This is a genomic window from Xanthomonas euroxanthea, assembly GCF_903989455.1.
Classification (GTDB): Bacteria; Pseudomonadota; Gammaproteobacteria; order Xanthomonadales; family Xanthomonadaceae; genus Xanthomonas; species Xanthomonas euroxanthea.
The window spans coordinates 1,055,553-1,073,423 of record NZ_LR861803.1 but is presented as its reverse complement, the minus strand read 5'-3'; the positions used below and the strand labels follow the sequence as shown (position 1 = coordinate 1,073,423).

General features: G+C 67.3%; 19 protein-coding genes. 13 read left to right on the top strand and 6 right to left on the bottom strand.

Annotation, left to right across the window (positions count from 1 at the left end; genetic code table 11):
* Positions 1-104 precede the first annotated feature (104 nt).
* From H7A86_RS04460 to H7A86_RS04445, 4 genes are read left to right on the top strand one after another with little or no spacing between them, the layout of a single operon-like run.
* The gene (locus tag H7A86_RS04460; RefSeq protein ID WP_119130791.1) at positions 105-680 is read left to right on the top strand and encodes a nitroreductase family protein; all 576 of its coding nucleotides are present in this window, start codon (positions 105-107) and stop codon (positions 678-680) included.
* On the top strand, positions 677-1,663 hold the full coding sequence (locus H7A86_RS04455) for a 5'-3' exonuclease (RefSeq protein ID WP_119130790.1): 987 nt from the start codon (positions 677-679) through the stop codon (positions 1,661-1,663). The genes H7A86_RS04460 and H7A86_RS04455 overlap by 4 nt, the downstream gene beginning before the upstream one ends.
* Positions 1,660-2,211 (top strand): NUDIX hydrolase, encoded by a 552-nt coding sequence (locus H7A86_RS04450; protein WP_005988855.1) that lies wholly within the window; start codon positions 1,660-1,662, stop codon positions 2,209-2,211. The genes H7A86_RS04455 and H7A86_RS04450 overlap by 4 nt, the downstream gene beginning before the upstream one ends.
* On the top strand, positions 2,204-2,989 hold the full coding sequence (locus tag H7A86_RS04445) for an N-formylglutamate amidohydrolase (RefSeq protein WP_119130789.1): 786 nt from the start codon (positions 2,204-2,206) through the stop codon (positions 2,987-2,989). Before H7A86_RS04450 ends, H7A86_RS04445 begins: the two co-directional genes overlap by 8 nt.
* Before the next feature lie 248 nt (positions 2,990-3,237).
* Here the strand turns inward: H7A86_RS04445 and pip are convergent, their stop codons facing one another.
* Entirely contained in the window at positions 3,238-4,179 is a 942-nt protein-coding gene (gene pip / locus H7A86_RS04440) for a prolyl aminopeptidase (protein ID WP_104585053.1), read from the bottom strand.
* Positions 4,180-4,435: 256 nt separating this feature from the next.
* Positions 4,436-5,299: a peptide chain release factor N(5)-glutamine methyltransferase gene (gene prmC / locus H7A86_RS04435; protein WP_119130935.1), complete on the bottom strand. Its 864-nt coding sequence runs from the start codon at positions 5,297-5,299 to the stop codon at positions 4,436-4,438.
* Between the two features lie 200 nt (positions 5,300-5,499).
* On the opposite strand from prmC, the gene ahpC reads away from it, so the two are divergent.
* The 6 genes from ahpC (at position 5,500) to H7A86_RS04405 (ending at position 11,743) form a co-directional block, all read left to right on the top strand.
* The gene (ahpC, locus tag H7A86_RS04430) at positions 5,500-6,063 is read left to right on the top strand and encodes an alkyl hydroperoxide reductase subunit C (protein ID WP_003488826.1); all 564 of its coding nucleotides are present in this window, start codon (positions 5,500-5,502) and stop codon (positions 6,061-6,063) included.
* A gap of 217 nt (positions 6,064-6,280) precedes the next feature.
* Positions 6,281-7,873 (top strand): alkyl hydroperoxide reductase subunit F, encoded by a 1,593-nt coding sequence (ahpF, locus tag H7A86_RS04425; RefSeq protein ID WP_104585049.1) that lies wholly within the window; start codon positions 6,281-6,283, stop codon positions 7,871-7,873.
* A gap of 79 nt (positions 7,874-7,952) precedes the next feature.
* Positions 7,953-8,894, top strand: coding sequence for a LysR substrate-binding domain-containing protein (locus tag H7A86_RS04420; protein ID WP_104649474.1), 942 nt, complete (start codon positions 7,953-7,955; stop codon positions 8,892-8,894).
* 416 nt (positions 8,895-9,310) lie between these two features.
* Positions 9,311-9,733 (top strand): nucleoside diphosphate kinase regulator, encoded by a 423-nt coding sequence (gene rnk / locus H7A86_RS04415; RefSeq protein WP_016900728.1) that lies wholly within the window; start codon positions 9,311-9,313, stop codon positions 9,731-9,733.
* 75 nt (positions 9,734-9,808) lie between these two features.
* A complete protein-coding gene (gene tal / locus H7A86_RS04410) occupies positions 9,809-10,777 on the top strand; it encodes a transaldolase (RefSeq protein WP_119130787.1) in 969 nt (322 codons plus the stop codon).
* A gap of 396 nt (positions 10,778-11,173) precedes the next feature.
* Positions 11,174-11,743 carry a type 1 glutamine amidotransferase family protein gene (locus tag H7A86_RS04405; RefSeq protein WP_119130786.1) on the top strand — a complete coding sequence of 190 codons (570 nt, stop codon included), beginning with the start codon at positions 11,174-11,176 and terminating at the stop codon, positions 11,741-11,743.
* 352 nt (positions 11,744-12,095) lie between these two features.
* Here H7A86_RS04405 and msrA read toward each other — a convergent pair whose 3' ends face one another.
* Both msrA and H7A86_RS04395 read right to left on the bottom strand, forming a co-directional pair.
* Positions 12,096-12,746 carry a peptide-methionine (S)-S-oxide reductase MsrA gene (gene msrA, locus H7A86_RS04400; RefSeq protein WP_104585043.1) on the bottom strand — a complete coding sequence of 217 codons (651 nt, stop codon included), beginning with the start codon at positions 12,744-12,746 and terminating at the stop codon, positions 12,096-12,098.
* 82 nt (positions 12,747-12,828) lie between these two features.
* Positions 12,829-13,344, bottom strand: coding sequence for an SgcJ/EcaC family oxidoreductase (locus H7A86_RS04395; RefSeq protein ID WP_104649472.1), 516 nt, complete (start codon positions 13,342-13,344; stop codon positions 12,829-12,831).
* Between the two features lie 124 nt (positions 13,345-13,468).
* Here H7A86_RS04395 and H7A86_RS04390 point away from each other — a divergent pair, with 124 nt between their 5' ends.
* Genes H7A86_RS04390 through H7A86_RS04380 form a run of 3 tightly spaced genes read left to right on the top strand, consistent with a single transcriptional unit; the run spans position 13,469 to position 16,544 of the window.
* Positions 13,469-14,176, top strand: coding sequence for a helix-turn-helix transcriptional regulator (locus H7A86_RS04390; RefSeq protein ID WP_119130785.1), 708 nt, complete (start codon positions 13,469-13,471; stop codon positions 14,174-14,176).
* Positions 14,173-16,083, top strand: coding sequence for an ATP-binding protein (locus H7A86_RS04385; RefSeq protein ID WP_119130784.1), 1,911 nt, complete (start codon positions 14,173-14,175; stop codon positions 16,081-16,083). Before H7A86_RS04390 ends, H7A86_RS04385 begins: the two co-directional genes overlap by 4 nt.
* Positions 16,080-16,544: a response regulator gene (locus H7A86_RS04380; protein WP_104585035.1), complete on the top strand. Its 465-nt coding sequence runs from the start codon at positions 16,080-16,082 to the stop codon at positions 16,542-16,544. The genes H7A86_RS04385 and H7A86_RS04380 overlap by 4 nt, the downstream gene beginning before the upstream one ends.
* A 269-nt stretch (positions 16,545-16,813) precedes the next feature.
* Here the strand turns inward: H7A86_RS04380 and H7A86_RS04375 are convergent, their stop codons facing one another.
* Both H7A86_RS04375 and H7A86_RS04370 read right to left on the bottom strand, forming a co-directional pair.
* Entirely contained in the window at positions 16,814-17,044 is a 231-nt protein-coding gene (locus H7A86_RS04375; RefSeq protein WP_039409981.1) for a putative signal transducing protein, read from the bottom strand.
* Between the two features lies 1 nt (position 17,045).
* Entirely contained in the window at positions 17,046-17,687 is a 642-nt protein-coding gene (locus H7A86_RS04370) for a glutathione S-transferase family protein (RefSeq protein ID WP_119130934.1), read from the bottom strand.
* Positions 17,688-17,871 lie beyond the last annotated feature (184 nt).

Here is a 17,871-nt window from a genome sequence, read left to right as displayed (position 1 = left end):
AGGGATGTCACGACCGGGCCGACCTCGGCCCGCCGCCCATGATGCGGCGGACGTTGGGAAGGGCCCGTCTATACTTGCCCGCATCCTCGCCTCGACCCGAAATTATGCACGCACCGTATTCGCTCCAGGCGCTGGACGCGCGCCGCTCGGTCCCATCCAAACAGCTGGGCGAACCCGGCCCGGATGACGACACCTTGCTGCGCATGCTCGCCTCGGCAGTGCGCGTGCCCGACCACGGCAAGCTGGTGCCGTTCCGCTTTCTGCGCATCAGCGGTGACGCACGCCAGGCACTGGGCGATTTCCTGGCCGAGCGCACCCAGGCCGCCGACCCGCTGGCGCCGCCCGCAGCAGTGGAAAAAGACCGCAACCGCTTCAATGATGCGCCGCTGGTGGTCGTGGTGATCGCCACACTGCGCCCCGGGCACAAGGTGCCCGAGCAGGAACAGCTGCTCACCGCCGGCTGCGTGTGTTTCGCGCTGCTGCAGGCCGCGCAGGCGCATGGCTTCGGCGCGCAGTGGCTGACCGCATGGATGGCCTACGACCCGGCGGTGACCGGCTATCTTGGCCTGGAGCAGAACGAGCGCATCGCCGGTTTCATCCATATCGGCACCCCGCGCATGCAGGTGCCCGAGCGCGAGCGCCCGCACCCGCGTGCGCTGCTGCGCGACTGGACCCCGTGACCACGCACACCCCCACGCTTGCAGGCGTGCCCCTGGCGGTCACTCGCCCGACCCCGCTGTATCTGGTCGATGCCAGCCTGTACGTGTTCCGCGCCTGGCATTCGATCCCGGATGAATTCCAGGATGCGCAGGGCTGGCCGACCAATGCCGTGCACGGCTTTGCCCGTTTCCTGCTCGACCTGCTCGAGCGCGAGGACCCCGCGCACATCACCATCGCCTTCGACGAGGCGCTGGACAGCTGTTTTCGGCATGCGATCTACCCGGCCTACAAGGGCAATCGCACCCCGGCACCGGATGCGTTGCGGCGCCAGTTCGCACATTGCAAGGCGCTGTGCGCCGCGCTGGGCCTGAGCGTGCTGGCGCACCGCGATTACGAGGCCGACGATCTGATCGGCAGTGCCCTGCACAGCGTGCGTGCGCACGGCCTGCGCGGGGTGATCGTGTCGGCCGACAAGGACCTGTCGCAGCTGCTGCTCGAGCACGACGAACAGTGGGATTACGCGCGCAACCTGCGCTGGGGCATGGACGGGGTCAAGGCGCGCCACGGCGTGCATGCGCACCAGATCGCCGACTACCTGGCGCTGTGCGGCGATGCGATCGACAACATTCCCGGCGTCACCGGCATCGGCGCCAAATCGGCGGCGGTCCTGCTGTCGCATTTCGGCAGCCTGGATGCGTTACTGGAACGCATCGACGAGATTCCGTTCCTGCGCCTGCGCGGCGCGGCGCAGATGGCCGCGCGCCTGCGCGAGCAACGCGAACACGCATTGCTGTGGCGCCAGCTCACCACCATCGCCCTTGACGCGCCATTGGCGCTGACCGCTGCCGGTTTCACGCGCACGCAAGCCGATACGGACATGCTGAGCGGATTGTGCGAGAGCCTGCGCTTTGGCCCGCTCACCCGGCGCCGGTTGCTGGCCGCGTGCAGTGGCGCGCCGGCACCGCGCACTCCCGTTTCCCTGGAACAAGGTCTGCATCCATGAACCGACACGACACCCCGCCCACCGTGGTCTACGAAGGCAAGTACCAGCGCATGGTCGTGCGCGGCACCTGGGAATATTCCGAGCGCGTGCATGCCGGCGGCCTGGCCGCGATCATCGTGGCGGTGACCCCGGACGATGCGATGTTGTTCGTCGAGCAGTTCCGCGTGCCGCTGCAGGCGCGCACCATCGAAATGCCGGCCGGCCTGGTCGGCGACGTGCATGCCGACGAGTCGATCGAGCTGTCGGCCATTCGCGAGCTGGAAGAAGAAACCGGCTGGACCGCCGAGCACGCCGAAGTGCTGATGATCGGCCCCACCTCGGCCGGCGCCAGCAGCGAGAAGATCGCCTTCGTGCGCGCCACCGGCCTGCGCAAGGTCGGCGCGGGCGGCGGCGATGCCAGCGAGGACATCACCGTGCACGAGATCCCGCGCGCGCAGGTCGGCGCCTGGCTGGTGCAGAAGATGGCCGAGGGCTACCAGATGGATCCCAAGCTGTGGGCCGGGCTGTATCTGGTCGATCACGCACTGGACGGCACCCCGCGTGGCTGAAGCGACCGCTTACCGCCTGCTGGGCGCCGACGATCCGGCAGCCTTCAGCGTGCACAACCCGCAGGCCGCCTCGCCGTGGCTGTTGATCGCCGACCACGCCGGTCAACGCGTGCCGGCGCGGCTGGCCAATCTCGGCCTGCCGCAGCATGCGCTGGACCGCCATATCGGCTGGGATATCGGCATTGCCGGGGTCACCCGCCTGCTGGCCGATGCGCTGGATGCCATCGCCATCGCGCAGACCTATTCGCGCCTGGTGATCGACTGCAATCGCCCGCACGGTTCGGCCACGCTGATGCCCGAGGTCAGCGACGGCACCTCGATTCCGGGCAACCTGCAGCTGTCGGCCGACGCGCGGCAGCAACGCATCGACGAGATCTTCGCGCCATACCACGCGCGCATCGCGGCGGAGCTGGATGCGCGTGCACAGCGCAGGCAACCGACCGTGCTGGTGTCGATGCACAGCTTCACACCGATCATGGCCGGCACTGCGCGGCCCTGGCATGCCGGCGTGCTGTACAACCGCGACACCCGGCTGGCACACCGCCTGCTGCAGGCCTTGCGCGAGGAGCCGGATCTGGTGGTCGGCGACAACCAGCCGTATGCGGTCAGCGACAGCAGCGACTACGCGATTCCGGTCTACGGCGAAGGCCGCGGCCTGCTGCATGTGGAGCTGGAGATCCGCCAGGACCTGATCGCCGACGCGACCGGCCAGCAGGCCTGGGCACGGCGACTGGCACGCATCCTGCCGCCACTGGCACAGGCATTGCTGCCGCCCTGAAACCGACAATCACGGTAGGAGCGCGCTTGCGCGCGATGGGGCGTCATCGGTAACGCCTTATCGCGCGCAGGCGCGCTCCTACGGGGCATGCGGCGGCGCTGATCCGCAGCCTCGGTGACGACGGTTGCCTCGTAGGAGCGCACCCGGGCGCGACAGGCCGTCCCGTTACCCTACGTCGCGCCCGGGTGGGCTCCTACCGCTGGCGCGCGAGCGCTGCTGCAGCTTCCCGTGCACGCTCCCGGTTGCGCTCAGGCAAACCCATCGGTCGCGCGCACCAGCGCATCGACGTTTTCCGGCTCGAATGCCGAATGACCGGCGGCCGGGCTGACCTGCAGCTGCGCCTTCGGCCAGGCCTTGTGCAGATCCCAGGCGCTTTGCATCGGGCACACCACGTCGTAACGCCCCTGCACGATCACGCCGGGGATATCGGCGATGCGGTGCGCGTCGCGCAGCAGCTGGTCTTCGACCTCGAAGAAACCGCCGTTGACGAAGTAGTGGTTCTCGATGCGCGCGAACGCCAGTGCAAAGTGCGCGTCCTCATGCCCGGTGACGAAATCATCGTCCACATGCAGGAAGCTGGTGGCGCCTTCCCATACGCTCCACGCCTTGGCCGCGGCCAGACGCGTGGCTTCGTCGTCGCTGGTGAGGCGGCGGTGGAAGGCAGAGATCAGATCGGCGCGCTCCACCAGCGGAATCGCGTTGATGTAGTGCTCCCAGGCATCCGGGAACAGCCGGCTGGCGCCTTGCTGGTAGAACCATTCCAGCTCGAAGCGGCGCAGCAGGAAGATGCCGCGCAACACCAGCTCGGTGACCTGTTGCGGATGGGTCTGCGCGTAGGCCAGCGCCAGCGTCGAGCCCCAGCTGCCGCCGAACACCTGCCAGCGCGCGATGCCCAGGTGCGTGCGCAAGCGTTCGATATCGGCGACCAGGTCCCAGGTGGTGTTGTTCACCAGATCGGCATGCGGGGTGGAGCGGCCTGCGCCACGCTGATCGAACAGCACGATGCGGTACTTGGCCGGGTCATGGAAGCGCCGCATCTTGTCGTTGCAACCGCCGCCGGGGCCGCCATGCAGCATCACCACCGGCTTGCCCTGCGGATTGCCGCACTGCTCGAAATACAGGGTGTGGCGGTCGTCGACCTGGAGGGTGCCGTGGTCGTACGGCGTGATCTCGGGATAGAGCGTGCGCATGCGTCGGTCCTGCGGGAAACCACTAGTGTATCGGCAGCCGGCGCACCCACGCCGGGCGCACCCACGCGATCGACCAGGGCCAGGTGCACGGCGGTACACGAAGGCCTGGTGCAGCTGATCCAAGACGCCCGCAGGCGCCGTCAGGCAGGCGCGGTCGCCGCCCGGAACGGACTGCCCCCTGCGCCTGGCCGGGGGCAGAGCGCGCCATCTGCACCCACCTGACGACCGCTTTTCACCGTGGCTAGCCTAACTGTGGCTAGCCGCCTAGTCCGTCCGCAGCGCGCGACCAGCGCCCTGACGTCACCCGATCGCGCTGTTCCAGGTCCTGATGGGTCGCCACCGCATCGAAGCCGCGCGCCCGCAGCAGCTCGGCCACCGCCGCGCCCTGGTCCCAGCCATGTTCGAGCAGCAACCAGCCGCCCGGCAGCAGATGCGCGGGCGCATCGGCAACGATCAGGCGGATGTCGTCCAGGCCGTCGGGGCCGGAGGCCAGCGCACTGGCCGGCTCGTAGCGCAGATCGCCCTGGCGCAGATGCGGATCCTGCGCGGCGATATACGGCGGATTGCTGGCAACCAAATCGAAGCGCTCGCCGGCCAGCGGCGCGAACCAGCTGCCCTGCCGGCAGTCGACATTGCGCAACCGGTGGCTGTCGGCATTACGCTGGGCAACCGCCAGCGCCGCCGCACTGGCGTCGGTGGCAATCACCTGTGCCTGCGGCCGCTCGCTGGCGATCGCCAGCGCGATCGCCCCGCTGCCGGTGCCCAGATCGGCAACGCGGCGGCCAGGCAGGCCGTCCAGGCGCTCGAGTGCCAGTTCGACCAGCAGCTCGGTGTCGGCGCGCGGGATCAGCGTGGCAGTGGAGACCGCCAGCTCCAGCGTCCAGAACCCACGGCTGCCGGTCAGATACGCCACCGGCTCGCCGGCCTGGCGCCGCTGCACCAGCGCTTCGAACGCCTGGGCCACAGACGGGTCGACCGGGTCGCGGCCATGCGCGAACAACCAGGCACGCTCGCGGCCCAGCGCGTGCAGCAGCAGCGGCTCGGCATCGCTGCGGTCGATTCGCTCCACTGCCCGTCGCAACAGTTGCTCGGCGGCAAGACCGTCCGGGTCCTCGCTCATACGGTTCATTCACTCATGCGCAACATCGGCCGACCATTATCGGAGATGGAATCTGCCCCTGCAGCGGCAGACGCCGTCTGCGCACTCGATAGCCACAGCCTATCTATACAATTCCATCAATCGATTTGAGAAATCTATCGATCCTGCCTACCATGGCGACTGTTCCATCCCCCGTCCCCTTCACCGCACGAGGAAACTCAATGTCTCTCATCAACACCCAGGTCCAGCCGTTCAAGGCGAATGCGTACCACAACGGCAACTTCATCGAAGTCACCGAGGCCAGCCTGAAGGGCAAGTGGTCGGTGCTGATCTTCATGCCGGCCGCCTTCACCTTCAACTGCCCGACCGAAGTGGAAGACGCCGCCGACAACTATGCCGCGTTCCAGAAGGCAGGCGCCGAGGTCTACATCGTCACCACCGATACGCACTTCTCGCACAAGGTGTGGCACGAAACCTCGCCGGCCGTGGGCAAGGCGCAGTTCCCGCTGATCGGCGACCCGACCCACAAGCTGACCCGTGCCTTCGGTGTGCACATTGAAGAAGAAGGCCTGGCCCTGCGCGGCACCTTCATCATCAACCCGGAAGGCGTCATCAAGACTCTGGAAATCCACGACAACTCCATTGCCCGCGACGTCACCGAGACGCTGCGCAAGCTGACCGCTGCCCAGTTCGTCGCCAACAACCCTGGCCAGGTCTGCCCGGCCAAGTGGAAGGAAGGCGCCAAGACCCTGGCTCCGTCGCTGGACCTGGTCGGCAAGATCTAAATCGACCATCCCTTGCGGCCTGTCCTCAGGCCGCAAGGACATCTCCGGCCCAGCACTGGGCCGGGGGTGAACCGGAGCCGGTGCCGGGCTGCCCGCCAGCCATCGCCAGCACGCATTCCCGACATCGCGCCGGCTGCGGTTCATCCCCTCCTCCCCGGCGACCTGCCCCACCGCAGCGACGCCACGCCCTCCCCTTGCCCATTCCCAGGAGTTCTCCATGTTGGATGCCAACCTCAAGACCCAGCTGACCGCCTACCTGGAACGGGTCACGCGGCCGATCCAGATCAATGCCTCGATCGACGACAGCGCCGGCTCGCGCGAAATGCTCGACCTGCTCGAGGACCTGGTGCTGCTGTCGGACAAGATCAGCCTAGACATCCACCGCGACGACAACCAGCGCAAGCCTTCGTTCGCGCTGACCACGCCCGGCCAGGACATCTCGCTGCGCTTTGCCGGCCTGCCGATGGGCCACGAGTTCACCTCGCTGGTGCTGGCGCTGCTGCAGGTGGGCGGGCACCCGTCCAAGGCTGCCGCCGACGTGATCGAGCAGGTGCAGCATCTGGATGGCGACTACCAGTTCGAGACCTATTTCTCGCTGTCGTGCCAGAACTGCCCGGACGTGGTGCAGGCGCTGAACCTTGCCGCTGTGCTCAACCCGCGCATCAAGCACGTGGCCATCGATGGTGCGTGGTTCCAGGACGAAGTGGAAACCCGCCAGATCATGTCGGTGCCCACCGTCTACTTGAACGGCGAGCTGTTCGACCAGGGCCGCATGACGCTGGAGCAGATCGTCGCCAAGCTCGATACCAATGCGGCCAAGCGCGATGCCGCAAAAATCGCTGCGAAGGACGCGTTCGACGTGTTGGTGGTCGGCGGTGGCCCGGCCGGCTCGGCAGCGGCCGTGTACGCCGCACGCAAGGGCATCCGCACCGGCGTGGCCGCCGAGCGTTTCGGTGGCCAGGTGCTGGACACCATGTCGATCGAAAACTTCATCTCGGTGCCGGAAACCGAAGGCCCGAAGATGGCTGCCGCGCTCGAGCAGCATGTGCGCCAGTACGACGTGGACATCATGAACCTGCAGCGCGCCGAGCAGCTGATCCCGGCCGGTGCCGATGGCCTGATCGAGATCAAGCTGGCCAATGGCGCCTCGCTCAGGAGCAAGACCGTGATCCTGTCCACCGGCGCGCGCTGGAGGCAGATGAACGTACCGGGCGAAGACCAGTACAAGAACAAGGGCGTGGCCTATTGCCCGCATTGCGATGGCCCGCTGTTCAAGGGCAAGCGCGTGGCGGTGATCGGCGGCGGCAATTCCGGTGTCGAGGCCGCGATCGATCTGGCCGGCATCGTGGCGCATGTCACGCTGGTGGAGTTCGACGACAAGCTGCGCGCCGACGAAGTGCTGCAACGCAAGCTGCGCAGCCTGCACAACGTGCGCATCATCACCAGTGCGCAGACCACCGAAGTGCTGGGCGATGGGCAGAAGGTCACCGGCCTAGTCTACAAGGACCGCACCGGCGGCGACATCCAGCACGTCGATCTGGAAGGCGTGTTCGTGCAGATCGGCCTGCTGCCCAACACCGAATTCCTCAAGGGTTCGGTTGCATTGTCGCCACGCGGCGAGATCATCGTCGACGATCGCGGCCAGACCAATGTTCCGGGCGTGTTCGCGGCCGGCGATGCCACCACGGTGCCGTACAAGCAGATCGTGATCGCGATGGGCGAAGGTTCCAAGGCTGCGTTGAGCGCGTTCGACCACCTGATCCGCTCCAGCGCACCGGTCAGCGCCGACAACGTCGCCCAGGCTGCGTAAGCGCACTCGAGTCAGCGCCCGGCCCGGCCGGGCGCTACGCTCCAGGCGTCCCCCGTCACCGCAATGAGGGCTGCTGCACATGAATCTGCGTGACCTGAAATATCTGGTCGCCCTGGCCGACCACAAGCATTTTGGCCGTGCCGCGACGGCGTGCTTCGTCAGTCAACCGACGCTGTCCACACAGATCAAGAAACTCGAGGACGAGCTCGGCGTGCCGCTGGTGGAACGTGCGCCGCGCAAGGTGATGCTGACCCCGGCCGGCCGCGAGGCGGCGATGCGCGCACGCGGCATCGTGGCCGAAGTGGAACAGATGAAGGAAGCCGCGCGGCGCAGCCAGGATCCGGAAGCGGGCACCGTGCGGCTGGGCATCTTTCCCACCCTGGCGCCGTACCTGTTGCCGCATGTGGTGCCGCGGATCCGCGAGCGCTTCCCGCGCCTGGAACTGCTGCTGATCGAGGAAAAGAGCGATCAGCTGGTGCACCAGCTGCGCGAAGGCCGCCTGGATGCGGCGCTGCTCGCACTGCCGTTGCAGGATGAGCAGTTGCATGCCGAATTCCTGTTCGAGGAACCCTTCGTGCTGGCCGTGCCGGAAGGTCATCCGCTGTCGCGCCATGACAGCATGACGCTGGACGATCTGTCCGAGCAGCGGCTGTTGCTGCTGGAAGATGGCCACTGCCTGCGCGAGCAGGCGCTGGATGTCTGCCATCTTGCCGGCGCCCTGGAAAAATCCGAGTTCCAGGCCACCAGCCTGGAGACGCTGCGCCAGATGGTGGCCGCCAACGTCGGTGTGACCTTGCTGCCGCTGCTGGCGGTCAAGCCACCGGTCGCACGCTCGGAGAACATCCGCCTGATCCGCTTCCGCGAGGACAAGCAACCCAGCCGCCGCATCGCCATGGCCTGGCGCCGCAGCTCGGCCATGACAGCGTTCCTGGAGCAGCTGGCGCAGTTGTTCAAGGAGTTGCCGGAGAGCCTGTTTACGCTGGACCAGCCGGTGACGGGTCCCAAGGCGGTTGCGGCCTAGGAATCGGGAATCGGGAATCGGGAATCGGGAATCGGGAATCGCAAGATCGTTTCATGGCTGCGATTGCTTGGCAGGATGTTTTTTCACCTGTTCTCGGACATAAGCGACGCGCAAGCGTCGTTTTTTGTTTGGCCGCTGGTGACGGTGCGATGCATCTGGACACGGCCGGCAGCTGCGGCGTCATTGACTGCGACGGACTCCATCCCGTCGCAGGGCGCTGACGCGCGCGGCGTGTGCTGACGCATTGCCGCGCTTGCCTGATCCCTGGCCACGGCCCGAAACGCGCGGTGCCGCGCCGGCCTCAACGGTGGCATGCGCTGCCCCATCTCGCCATGCATTGCGATCGGGCAGGGGCGCCCTCATCTGGTGAGTGACGCTCACCATGTCGGCGAGCGGTAGTCGTCAAGGAGATTGCCATGACTTCGCAGCACCACAGCGGCTTGCCGCCGTCCATCCTGGTTTCCAGCCATGACCTCGCCCGGCTTGAGGCCCTGCTCGATTCCCCCGCATTCAACAAGCACCCGGCCGCCACCGCGCTGAGTGACGAACTGGGCCGTGCACGCGTCGTGCCGCCCGACCAGATTCCCGGCGATGTCGTCACCATGCACTCCCGCATCGATTGCGAAGATGAGCTGCATGGCGAACGGCATACGCTCACCCTCGTGTATCCGCACGAGGCCGATGTGCAGCACGGCCGCATCTCGGTGCTTGCGCCGGTCGGCAGTGCGCTGCTCGGCCTGTCGGTCGGCCAGAGCATCGACTGGCGCACGCCCGACGGGCGCGACCTGCGTCTGCGCGTGAGTGCCGTGCACGATCAACATGCGCTGGCCGGCGCCTGACTTCCCACGCCAGGCGCGCTACCGTAGCGCGCTGCGTCCTATCCACGACCCGTTCCACGATTCGAGAGAACCCGCATGACTGCATCTCCCTCCAAGCTTGCCCAGCTGCGTGACCTGTCCGTCGTCGTTGCCGACACCGGCGACTACGACGCCATCAAGCGTCTGAAGCCGGTCGACTGCACCACCAATCCCACCCTGGTCAAGAAGGCCCTGGACCTGCCGGTCTATGCCGATCTGATCGAGCGCGAACTGGCCTGGGGCCGCGAACATGGCGGCGAAGACCGCACCGCCACCGTCAACGAAGTGGCCGACCGCCTCACCATCGGTGTCGGCGTCAAGCTGGCCGAACTGGTGCCGGGCCGTGTCTCCACCGAGGTCGATGCCGACCTGGCGCACGACACCGAGGCGACCATCGCCAAGGCGCGCAAGTTCATCGCGATGTATGCCGAGCGTGGCGTGTCCAAGGACAAGATCCTGATCAAGATCGCGGCCACCTGGGAAGGCATCGAAGCGGCCCGCCAGCTGCAGCGCGAAGGCATCGACTGCAATCTGACCCTGATCTTCAACCGCTCGCAGGCGCTGGCCTGTGCCGAGGCCGGCGTGTTCCTGATCTCGCCGTTCGTGGGCCGGATCCTGGACTACTACGTCGCCCAGGGCCAGACCCCGGCCAGCATCGACGAAGACCCGGGCGTGGTGTTCGTGCGCACGGTCTACAACGAGTTCAAGCAGCGTGGCTCGTCCACCGTGGTGATGGGCGCCTCGTTCCGCTCCACCGCGCAGATCGAAGCGCTGGCCGGTTGCGATCGCCTGACCATCTCGCCGGAGCTGCTGGAAAAGCTCGATGCCGAACACGGCCAGCTGCCGCGCAAGCTCTCGCCTGCGCAGGCCAACAACACGCAGATCACCCCGATCGACAGCGACCGCTTCGCCACCGATCTGGCGGCCGACCCGATGGCCACCGAAAAGCTGGCCAGCGGCATCGATGCCTTCGCCAAGGATCTGCAGGCACTGCGCAAAACCATCACCGACAAGCTCGCCGGCTGATTGCAGCGCCACGGGTCGCACCGACGACGCCTGCAGCCTCCTGGCTGCAGGCGTTTTGATTTGCATCGTCTGGCTGCGCGACATGCTGACGCCACGACGCGTGGCGATGCCGGCCGATCGATGGCTTTCTCCAAGGCGAATACGCCCGTTCCACCGCGGCCATTCTCGCCCAGCTCGGCGTGCGAGACTGGCGCGGGAACTGCAGCCGGCCAAGGGTGGCCTTGCCGGGCATCGCTGAGCGTGCGGGCATGTTGACGCCTGCGCGGCCGCCGCCGGGCTGCCAAGCGTCTGTTTGGTCTGATCGAAGAGCACATCGACGTCGCTCTCCACACATCGCTTACACCCGCCCGACCCGCACTGCCTAGAATCCGGGTTCCTCAACTGGCGTAGCGGACAATGGCAAACATTGCAGTGGTGATGGTCGACGGCGTGGCCGACTGGGAAATTGGCATCGTCCTGCCGGCGGCGCGCGAATGGTTCGGCGACCAGGTCGCCATCGCCAGCATCGATGGTCAGCCGGTGCAGTCGATCGGCGGGCTGCGCATCACCCCGGACTTCGCCCTCTCCGATCTGGCGCCGCTGGATGCCGATCTGTGGATCCTGCCCGGCAGCGAGCGTTGGCAAGCAGGCGAAATCCCCGGACTGAGCGGCCTGCTGGTCGAGCGCGTGCAGCACCAGCGCCCGGTCGCCGCGATCTGCGGTGCCACCATCGCCCTGGCCTATGCCGGCCTGCTCGACGAACGCGCGCATACCAGCAACGCGCTGGCTTTCCTGCAGGAACACGTGGTGCCGTACGCCGGTGCTGCGCAATACCGGCACGAAAAGGTGGTGAGCGCCGACGGCGTGATCACCGCGCCCGGCACCAGCCCGGTCGGCTTCGCGCTTGCCTGCATGCGACTGCTGCATCCGGAACGCACCGACATGCTGGCCCAGCTGCGCGGCATGTTCGCCGGCGAGTTCGTCTGATCCAGCGGATTCAGTCGCACCCGGCGCATTGGCTGCACTGAGGCGCATTGGCTGCGCTGACTGGGTGGAGCGGGTCGCCGCACCGATCCATTGCACCGATTGGCCGTCGGGATTGACCGCAATGATCCGTCGGGCCGGTTCGCCGCTCGGCCACCCGCAGCGGCGCCGGCGCGTCTTGCGTACGCCCCACACAAAAAAGATGGCCACGTCGTCTCCGACGTAGCCATTCGAGTTGCCTGGCATGCACTCCCATGCGCTGCCTGATCGTGAGAACGCTGCCGGTCACTGTTGGCCATCGGCACGCCGCCACGATCACGTGGATGACAGCGCTTCAATCCGGCCCGCCTTTCCGTCAGGCATCCAGCCCGATCGGGCAGCTCACTCCCGTTCCGCCAAGCCCGCAATAGCCGTTGGGATGCTTGGCGAGATACTGCTGGTGATCGTCTTCGGCGTAATAGAACGTGGGCGCCGGGAAACGGATCTCCGTGGTGATGGCGCCATACCCGGCGGCGTCCAGCTGCTGCTGGTACGCATCGCGGCTGGCTAGCGCGGCGTCGTATTGCGCCTGTGTCGTGCAATAGATCGCCGAGCGGTACTGCGTGCCCACATCGTTGCCCTGCTGCATGCCCTGGGTGGGGTCGTGGCTTTCCCAGAACGTGCGCAGCAGTTGCGCGAACGACACCTTCTCTGCGTCATAGACCACCAACACCGCCTCGGTGTGGCCGGTCTGCCCGGAACACACTTCGCCGTAGGTGGCGTTGGGTGTTTCGCCGCCGGCATAGCCCACTGCCGTGGTGTACACCCCTGGCAGGTTCCAGAACTTGCGTTCTGCACCCCAGAAGCAGCCAAGCCCGAATTGCACCTGGGCCAGGCCGGTGAATTCCCCGCGCAACGGATGGCCGTTGATCAGGTGGGTGTTGTGGAGCGGTAGTGCCTGCTCGCGTCCGGGTAACGCCTCGCCCGGACGTGGCATACGTTGTTTGAAAGCGCCGATTCCCAGCATGGTGCAACTCCGCAATCGTGAGGATTGCCTGCTGGATGGCGCCGGCCGTAGCGGCTTTCAAGCCACTACGGCCGATGCGGCATCACTTCCTGGTCAACGAGGCGGTGGCGGTGTCCACTTCCGGCATCGCCGAGCTGTGGTGGTTGATGATCAGCCACTTGCCGTCGCGCTTTTCGTACACGAAGGTGTAACGCGCCTGCACCTTGCTCTGCTTGCCGTCCTTGTCGGTCAGCGTGAAGGTATAGACGCCGGCATCCACTGCGCTGTCGTCATCGAGCACGCGCACGGTGCGGTAGTTGACCACGCCCTGCGGCTTCTTGGTCAGGAACATCTCGAAGTACTTTTCGATCTGCGCGCGCGAGGCGCGTACCTCATTGGACACGGTCGGCAGCAACACGCCGTCCGGGGCGTACAGATCGGCCACCTTGTCCGGATTGCCGGTGGCCAGCGCCGCGTTCCAGGTGTCGAACAGGGACGCGACTTCGCGTTCTTCGCCGCCTGCCGGCAACGTGGCCTTGTCGGTGTAGTGCATCACGCCGCCAGCCAGCGCCGGGGTGGCAGCCAGAGCCAGAACCAGAGAGAACAGAGTGCGACGCATGGGAAATCTCCGTGTGGTGGATGGGGGTGCCTCATCGGGCAAGCGCAGTATCGAAACCAAGCGGCCCCAACAATTCTGCCGGGTGGCATATACTCAAATATGCTGATCGGCCTAGAGCGAACCTATGGAAACCCCTACCAACGCTGGCGATTGGCGCCTGACGCTGCGACGCGAGGCATCCGACAGCGCACGCTGGCAGGCGCTGTGGGAGGCGGCGGTGGCGCTGCGCCAGGCACAGACGCCGGAGCAGGCCTGCGACGCGGTGCTGGGCCGGGTGCTGCTGTTGCTGGGCCTGGAACATGGCGCGGTGCTGGCACAGCGCGGGCCGCGCGCGCAGGTGCTGGCCAGCCGCGGCCGCGCATTGCCGCCCGGAGCCAGCGCGGCCGGCGACAGCCATGAGGCCGCATGGCTGATGCCGCCGCGCCCGGCCGATATCCGCGAGGCCAAGATGCCGATCCATGCGCTGGGCAGCACCCTCGGCATGCTGTGCGTGGCCTGGAACGACAACCGCCCCGCCCCCGGCAACGATGACGTCCAGGCGCTGCAGGCCTTCGCACTGCTGCTGCCGGCGATGGTGGCCGAACCGGCCAAACCGCTCGCCACGCGTCGGCGCAAGCCGGTGCAGGACGACCGCCTCGCCTCGCTCAGCAAGCGCGAGAAACAGGTGCTGTCACTGCTGCCGCGCGGCCTCACCAATGCCACCCTGGCAGCTGAACTGGGGATTTCTCCCGGCACGGTCAAAGTGCATGTGGAGCGAATCCTGCAGAAACTTGAGGTAAAAGATCGCACCCAGGCCGCGGTGTACGCGGTCCAAGCCGGACTCGCGCTATGAATGCAGTGGCGGTGCGTTGGAACGATTGGCCGATCACCCGCAAGAGCCTGGCGGTGGTGACCCTGCCCTTGCTGCTGCTGGCGGTCGCGTTGATGGCGATCTACAGCGTGGAGCGGCAGAACATCGCTGCCGAAAACGATGTGCGGCAGACGCTGGAAGTGCTGAGCGATCTGTACGAAGCCCATGCGCTACTGGCCGAAACCGCAGCCGGCGTGCGCGGCTATCGGCTGGTGCGCCGCGATGAATTCCTCACCCCGTACCGCGATGCCGAGCCGCGCCTGCAACGGGTGGCAGAGCGGCTGTCGCAACGCATCACCGACCCGGGGCAGGCGCAGCGGTTCGCGCGCATCAAGCCCTTGTTTGCGGAAAAGATGCAGGGCTGGCGCCGTCTGCTGGCGCCGGATCTGAGCCGCGAGGAAGAGATCCGCCAGCTGTGGGACGGCAAGTACAAGCTCGACATCCTGCGTGCCGAACTGCGCGAACTGCGCAATTACGAAACCGCGCAATTGCAGGTGCGTACCGCCAAGGCGCAAGGGCTGCGCCAGCGCAACCTGATCATCACCCTGAGTGCGGCAATGCTCGGCGGCCTGGGCGCGGTGTTTGCGGTGGCGTGGTTTGCCTCGGCGCTCTCCGGGCGCCTGCGCACGCTGGCCGCCAACGCCGACCGGCTGGGCGAAGGCCTGCCGCTGGCACCACAGCCACGTGCCGGCGATGAGCTGGGCCAGGTCGGCCAGCGCCTGGCCCAGGCCAGCGAGCTGCTCGCCGCACGTGCGGCCGAAGCGCAACTGGCGCGGCGCGAGGCGGAAACCGCCAACCGCGCAAAGACCGAATTCCTGTCGCGCAGCAGCCACGAATTGCGCACGCCGCTCAATGCGATCCTGGGCTATGCGCAGGTGCTGGAAATGGATCTGCCCGAACCCGGGCACCGCCGTCATCTGCAGCATATCCTCGGCGCCGGCCGGCACCTGCTGGGGCTGATCACCGAGCTGCTGGACATCGCGCGCATCGAGGCCGATCAACTGGACCTGAGCCCGGAACCGATCTCGGTCCGCGCGGCCGTCCACGAGGCCCTGGGCCTGATCGCGCCGGACGCGGACAAGCACGGCATCGCGCTGCAACCGGCGGCCATCGACGGGCCGTGGACGGTGCGCGCCGATGCGCAGCGGCTGCGCCAGGTGCTGCTCAACCTGCTGTCGAATGCGGTCAAGTTCAACCGCACCGGCGGCCAGGTGCAGGTGAGCGCGCAGCCGGACGGCGAGCAGGTGCGCATCACGGTCGCAGACCAGGGCGCGGGCCTGACGCCGGCGCAGATCGAGCGGCTGTTCACGCCGTTCGAGCGGCTGGGTGCAGAGCGCTCGGCGGTGGAAGGCACCGGGTTGGGCCTGGCACTGAGCAAGCGGCTGATCGAGGCGATGGGTGGGCGCATCGGCGTGGACAGCAGCCGCGATGGCGCACGCTTCTGGATCGCGCTGCCGCAGGGCGAACCGCAGCGCCGCGAGCCGGCGCGCACCAGCGTGCCGCCCAGTAACACGGGCAGCGGCGTGTGCCGGCTGCTGAGCATCGAGGACAACCCGTCCAACCAGGCCCTGATCCGCACCCTCAGCGAACGTCGCCCGCAATGGCAGCTGCTGGAGGCGGCCAGCCTGGCGCAGGCGCGCGAACTGCTGCAGCACGGTGTCCCGGACCTGATCCTGCTGGACCTGCATCTGAGCGATGGCAGCGGCGAAGACCTGCTGCACGAGCTGCAGGCGCAGCCGGCCACGGCCGGCGTGCCGGTGGTGGTGATCAGTGCCGATGCCACCACCGCCACCCTGGCGCGCGTCGGCAACCAGGGCGTGCGTGCGTATCTGACCAAGCCGCTCGACGTGGCGGAATTCTTCACTGTGATCGACGGACTACTGGCATGACACGCGACGAAATCCTCGGCTCGCGCATCCTCATCGTCGACGACGAGCCGGCCAATGTGCGGCTGCTCGAAGACCTGCTGCAGCGCGAAGGCTTCCAGCAGGTCATCGCCACCACCGACCCGCTGCGGGTGATGGGGCTGGTGTCGGCATTCGCGCCGGACCTGATCCTGCTGGACCTGAAGATGCCCGAACTCGACGGCTACGCGCTGCTGGAACAACTGGCGCGGCTGTCCGATCCGGGCCACTTCCTGCCGGTGATCGTGCTCACCGCCGACCCCAGCCGCAGCGCGCGCCACCGCGCCCTGGGCCTGGGTGCCAAGGACTTTCTGACCAAACCGCTGGACACCTTCGAGGTCGCGCTACGGGTCTGGAACGTGGCCGAAACCACCGTGCTGTTCAAACGCCTGCGGGCGCTGGCGGCGCCGGAGGCCGCGCCGCCCGGGTGGCGTCAGCCAGGATGATGGGTGCACGTCGTAGGAGCGCACCGGGGCGCGAAGAGGCTTTACCGCTAACGCCCGTCGCGCCCCGGTGCGCTCCTACGACTGGTACTGCGCTACAGCGCGCGGGTGCCTCGCCGCACTGACCGAGGGCCGCCAACGGGTAGCATCAGCCGGGATGATGCGCGCCATCAATCCCGAGCGCCTACCAGCGTAGGAGCGCACCCGGGCGCGACGAGGCTTTACCGGTAACGCCCGTCGCGCCCCGGTGCGCTCCTACGACTGGTGCTGCGCTACAGCGCGCGGGTGACCTCGCCGCACAGGCCGATGTCTGCCAGCACCGCCTGCGCCTGGCTCAGGTGCAGGTCGGCCACGCAGACCTGCAGCACGCCGAAGGCGGGCAGCTCGCCGGCACCGCCCAATAGCGATTCGCCGAACACGAAGGCGGTGATGCCGGCATCTTCCAGCGCGTGCTTGGCCAGGTGCGCGTCGATGATGTGGCTGGCGCGATACGCGATCTGCATGTCAGCCGCGCTCCAGACGTTCGCGCTCGGCGCCCTGCGTCCACTCGCGCAGTGCCGGCAGCGCATCCAGCGCGGCCAGGTAATCCCCGGCAGTCTCGAACAGTGGTACGCCGTAGCTGGCAAAACGCAATGCGACCGGGGCGAACATGGCATCGACGATGCCGAAGTCGCCACACAGAAACTGCCCAGCATGGCCGTGCTCGGCGCGCAGGCTGGCCCATAGCGCCTGGATGCGGGTGATGTCGCGCTCGGCGGCCGCGTCCCAGTGGGCGGGGCCGGGCTGACGAGCAAGATTCATTGGCAGCTGGGTGCGCAACGCGACGAAGCCCGAATGCATTTCAGCCGCAGCCGCCCGCGCCTGCGCCCGCACCGACAGCTCGGCCGGCCAACCGCGGCCGGCGAGCCAGCGCTCGTTGACGTACTCGCAGATCGCCAGCGAGTCCCAGACATGCAGGGCGTCGTCCCACAGCACCGGCACCTTGCGCGTCGGCGAATAACCGGCAATGCGCGCCTGGAACTCGGGCGTGTCCAGCGGCAGGCGGACTTCTTCGAACGGTACCTGGAAGTGCCGCAGCAGCAGCCACGGGCGCAGCGACCAGGAAGACAGGGTCTTGTCGCCGATCACCAGGCGGGGCAAAGGCATGCGCTGCTCGCTGCAGAAGGTCGGCGCAGCGTACGCGTCGGGGCCGGCGACCGCCAGCCGTGGCCGATCGGGCGCTCCCGGCACGCCTTTACCCACCGGCGCAACCGTCTCGCCGACAGCCACATGCCGCAGCCAATAGCGGCCTTGAGCAGGCCCGTGGCCCCACTGGGTGGCATTGGTGGCA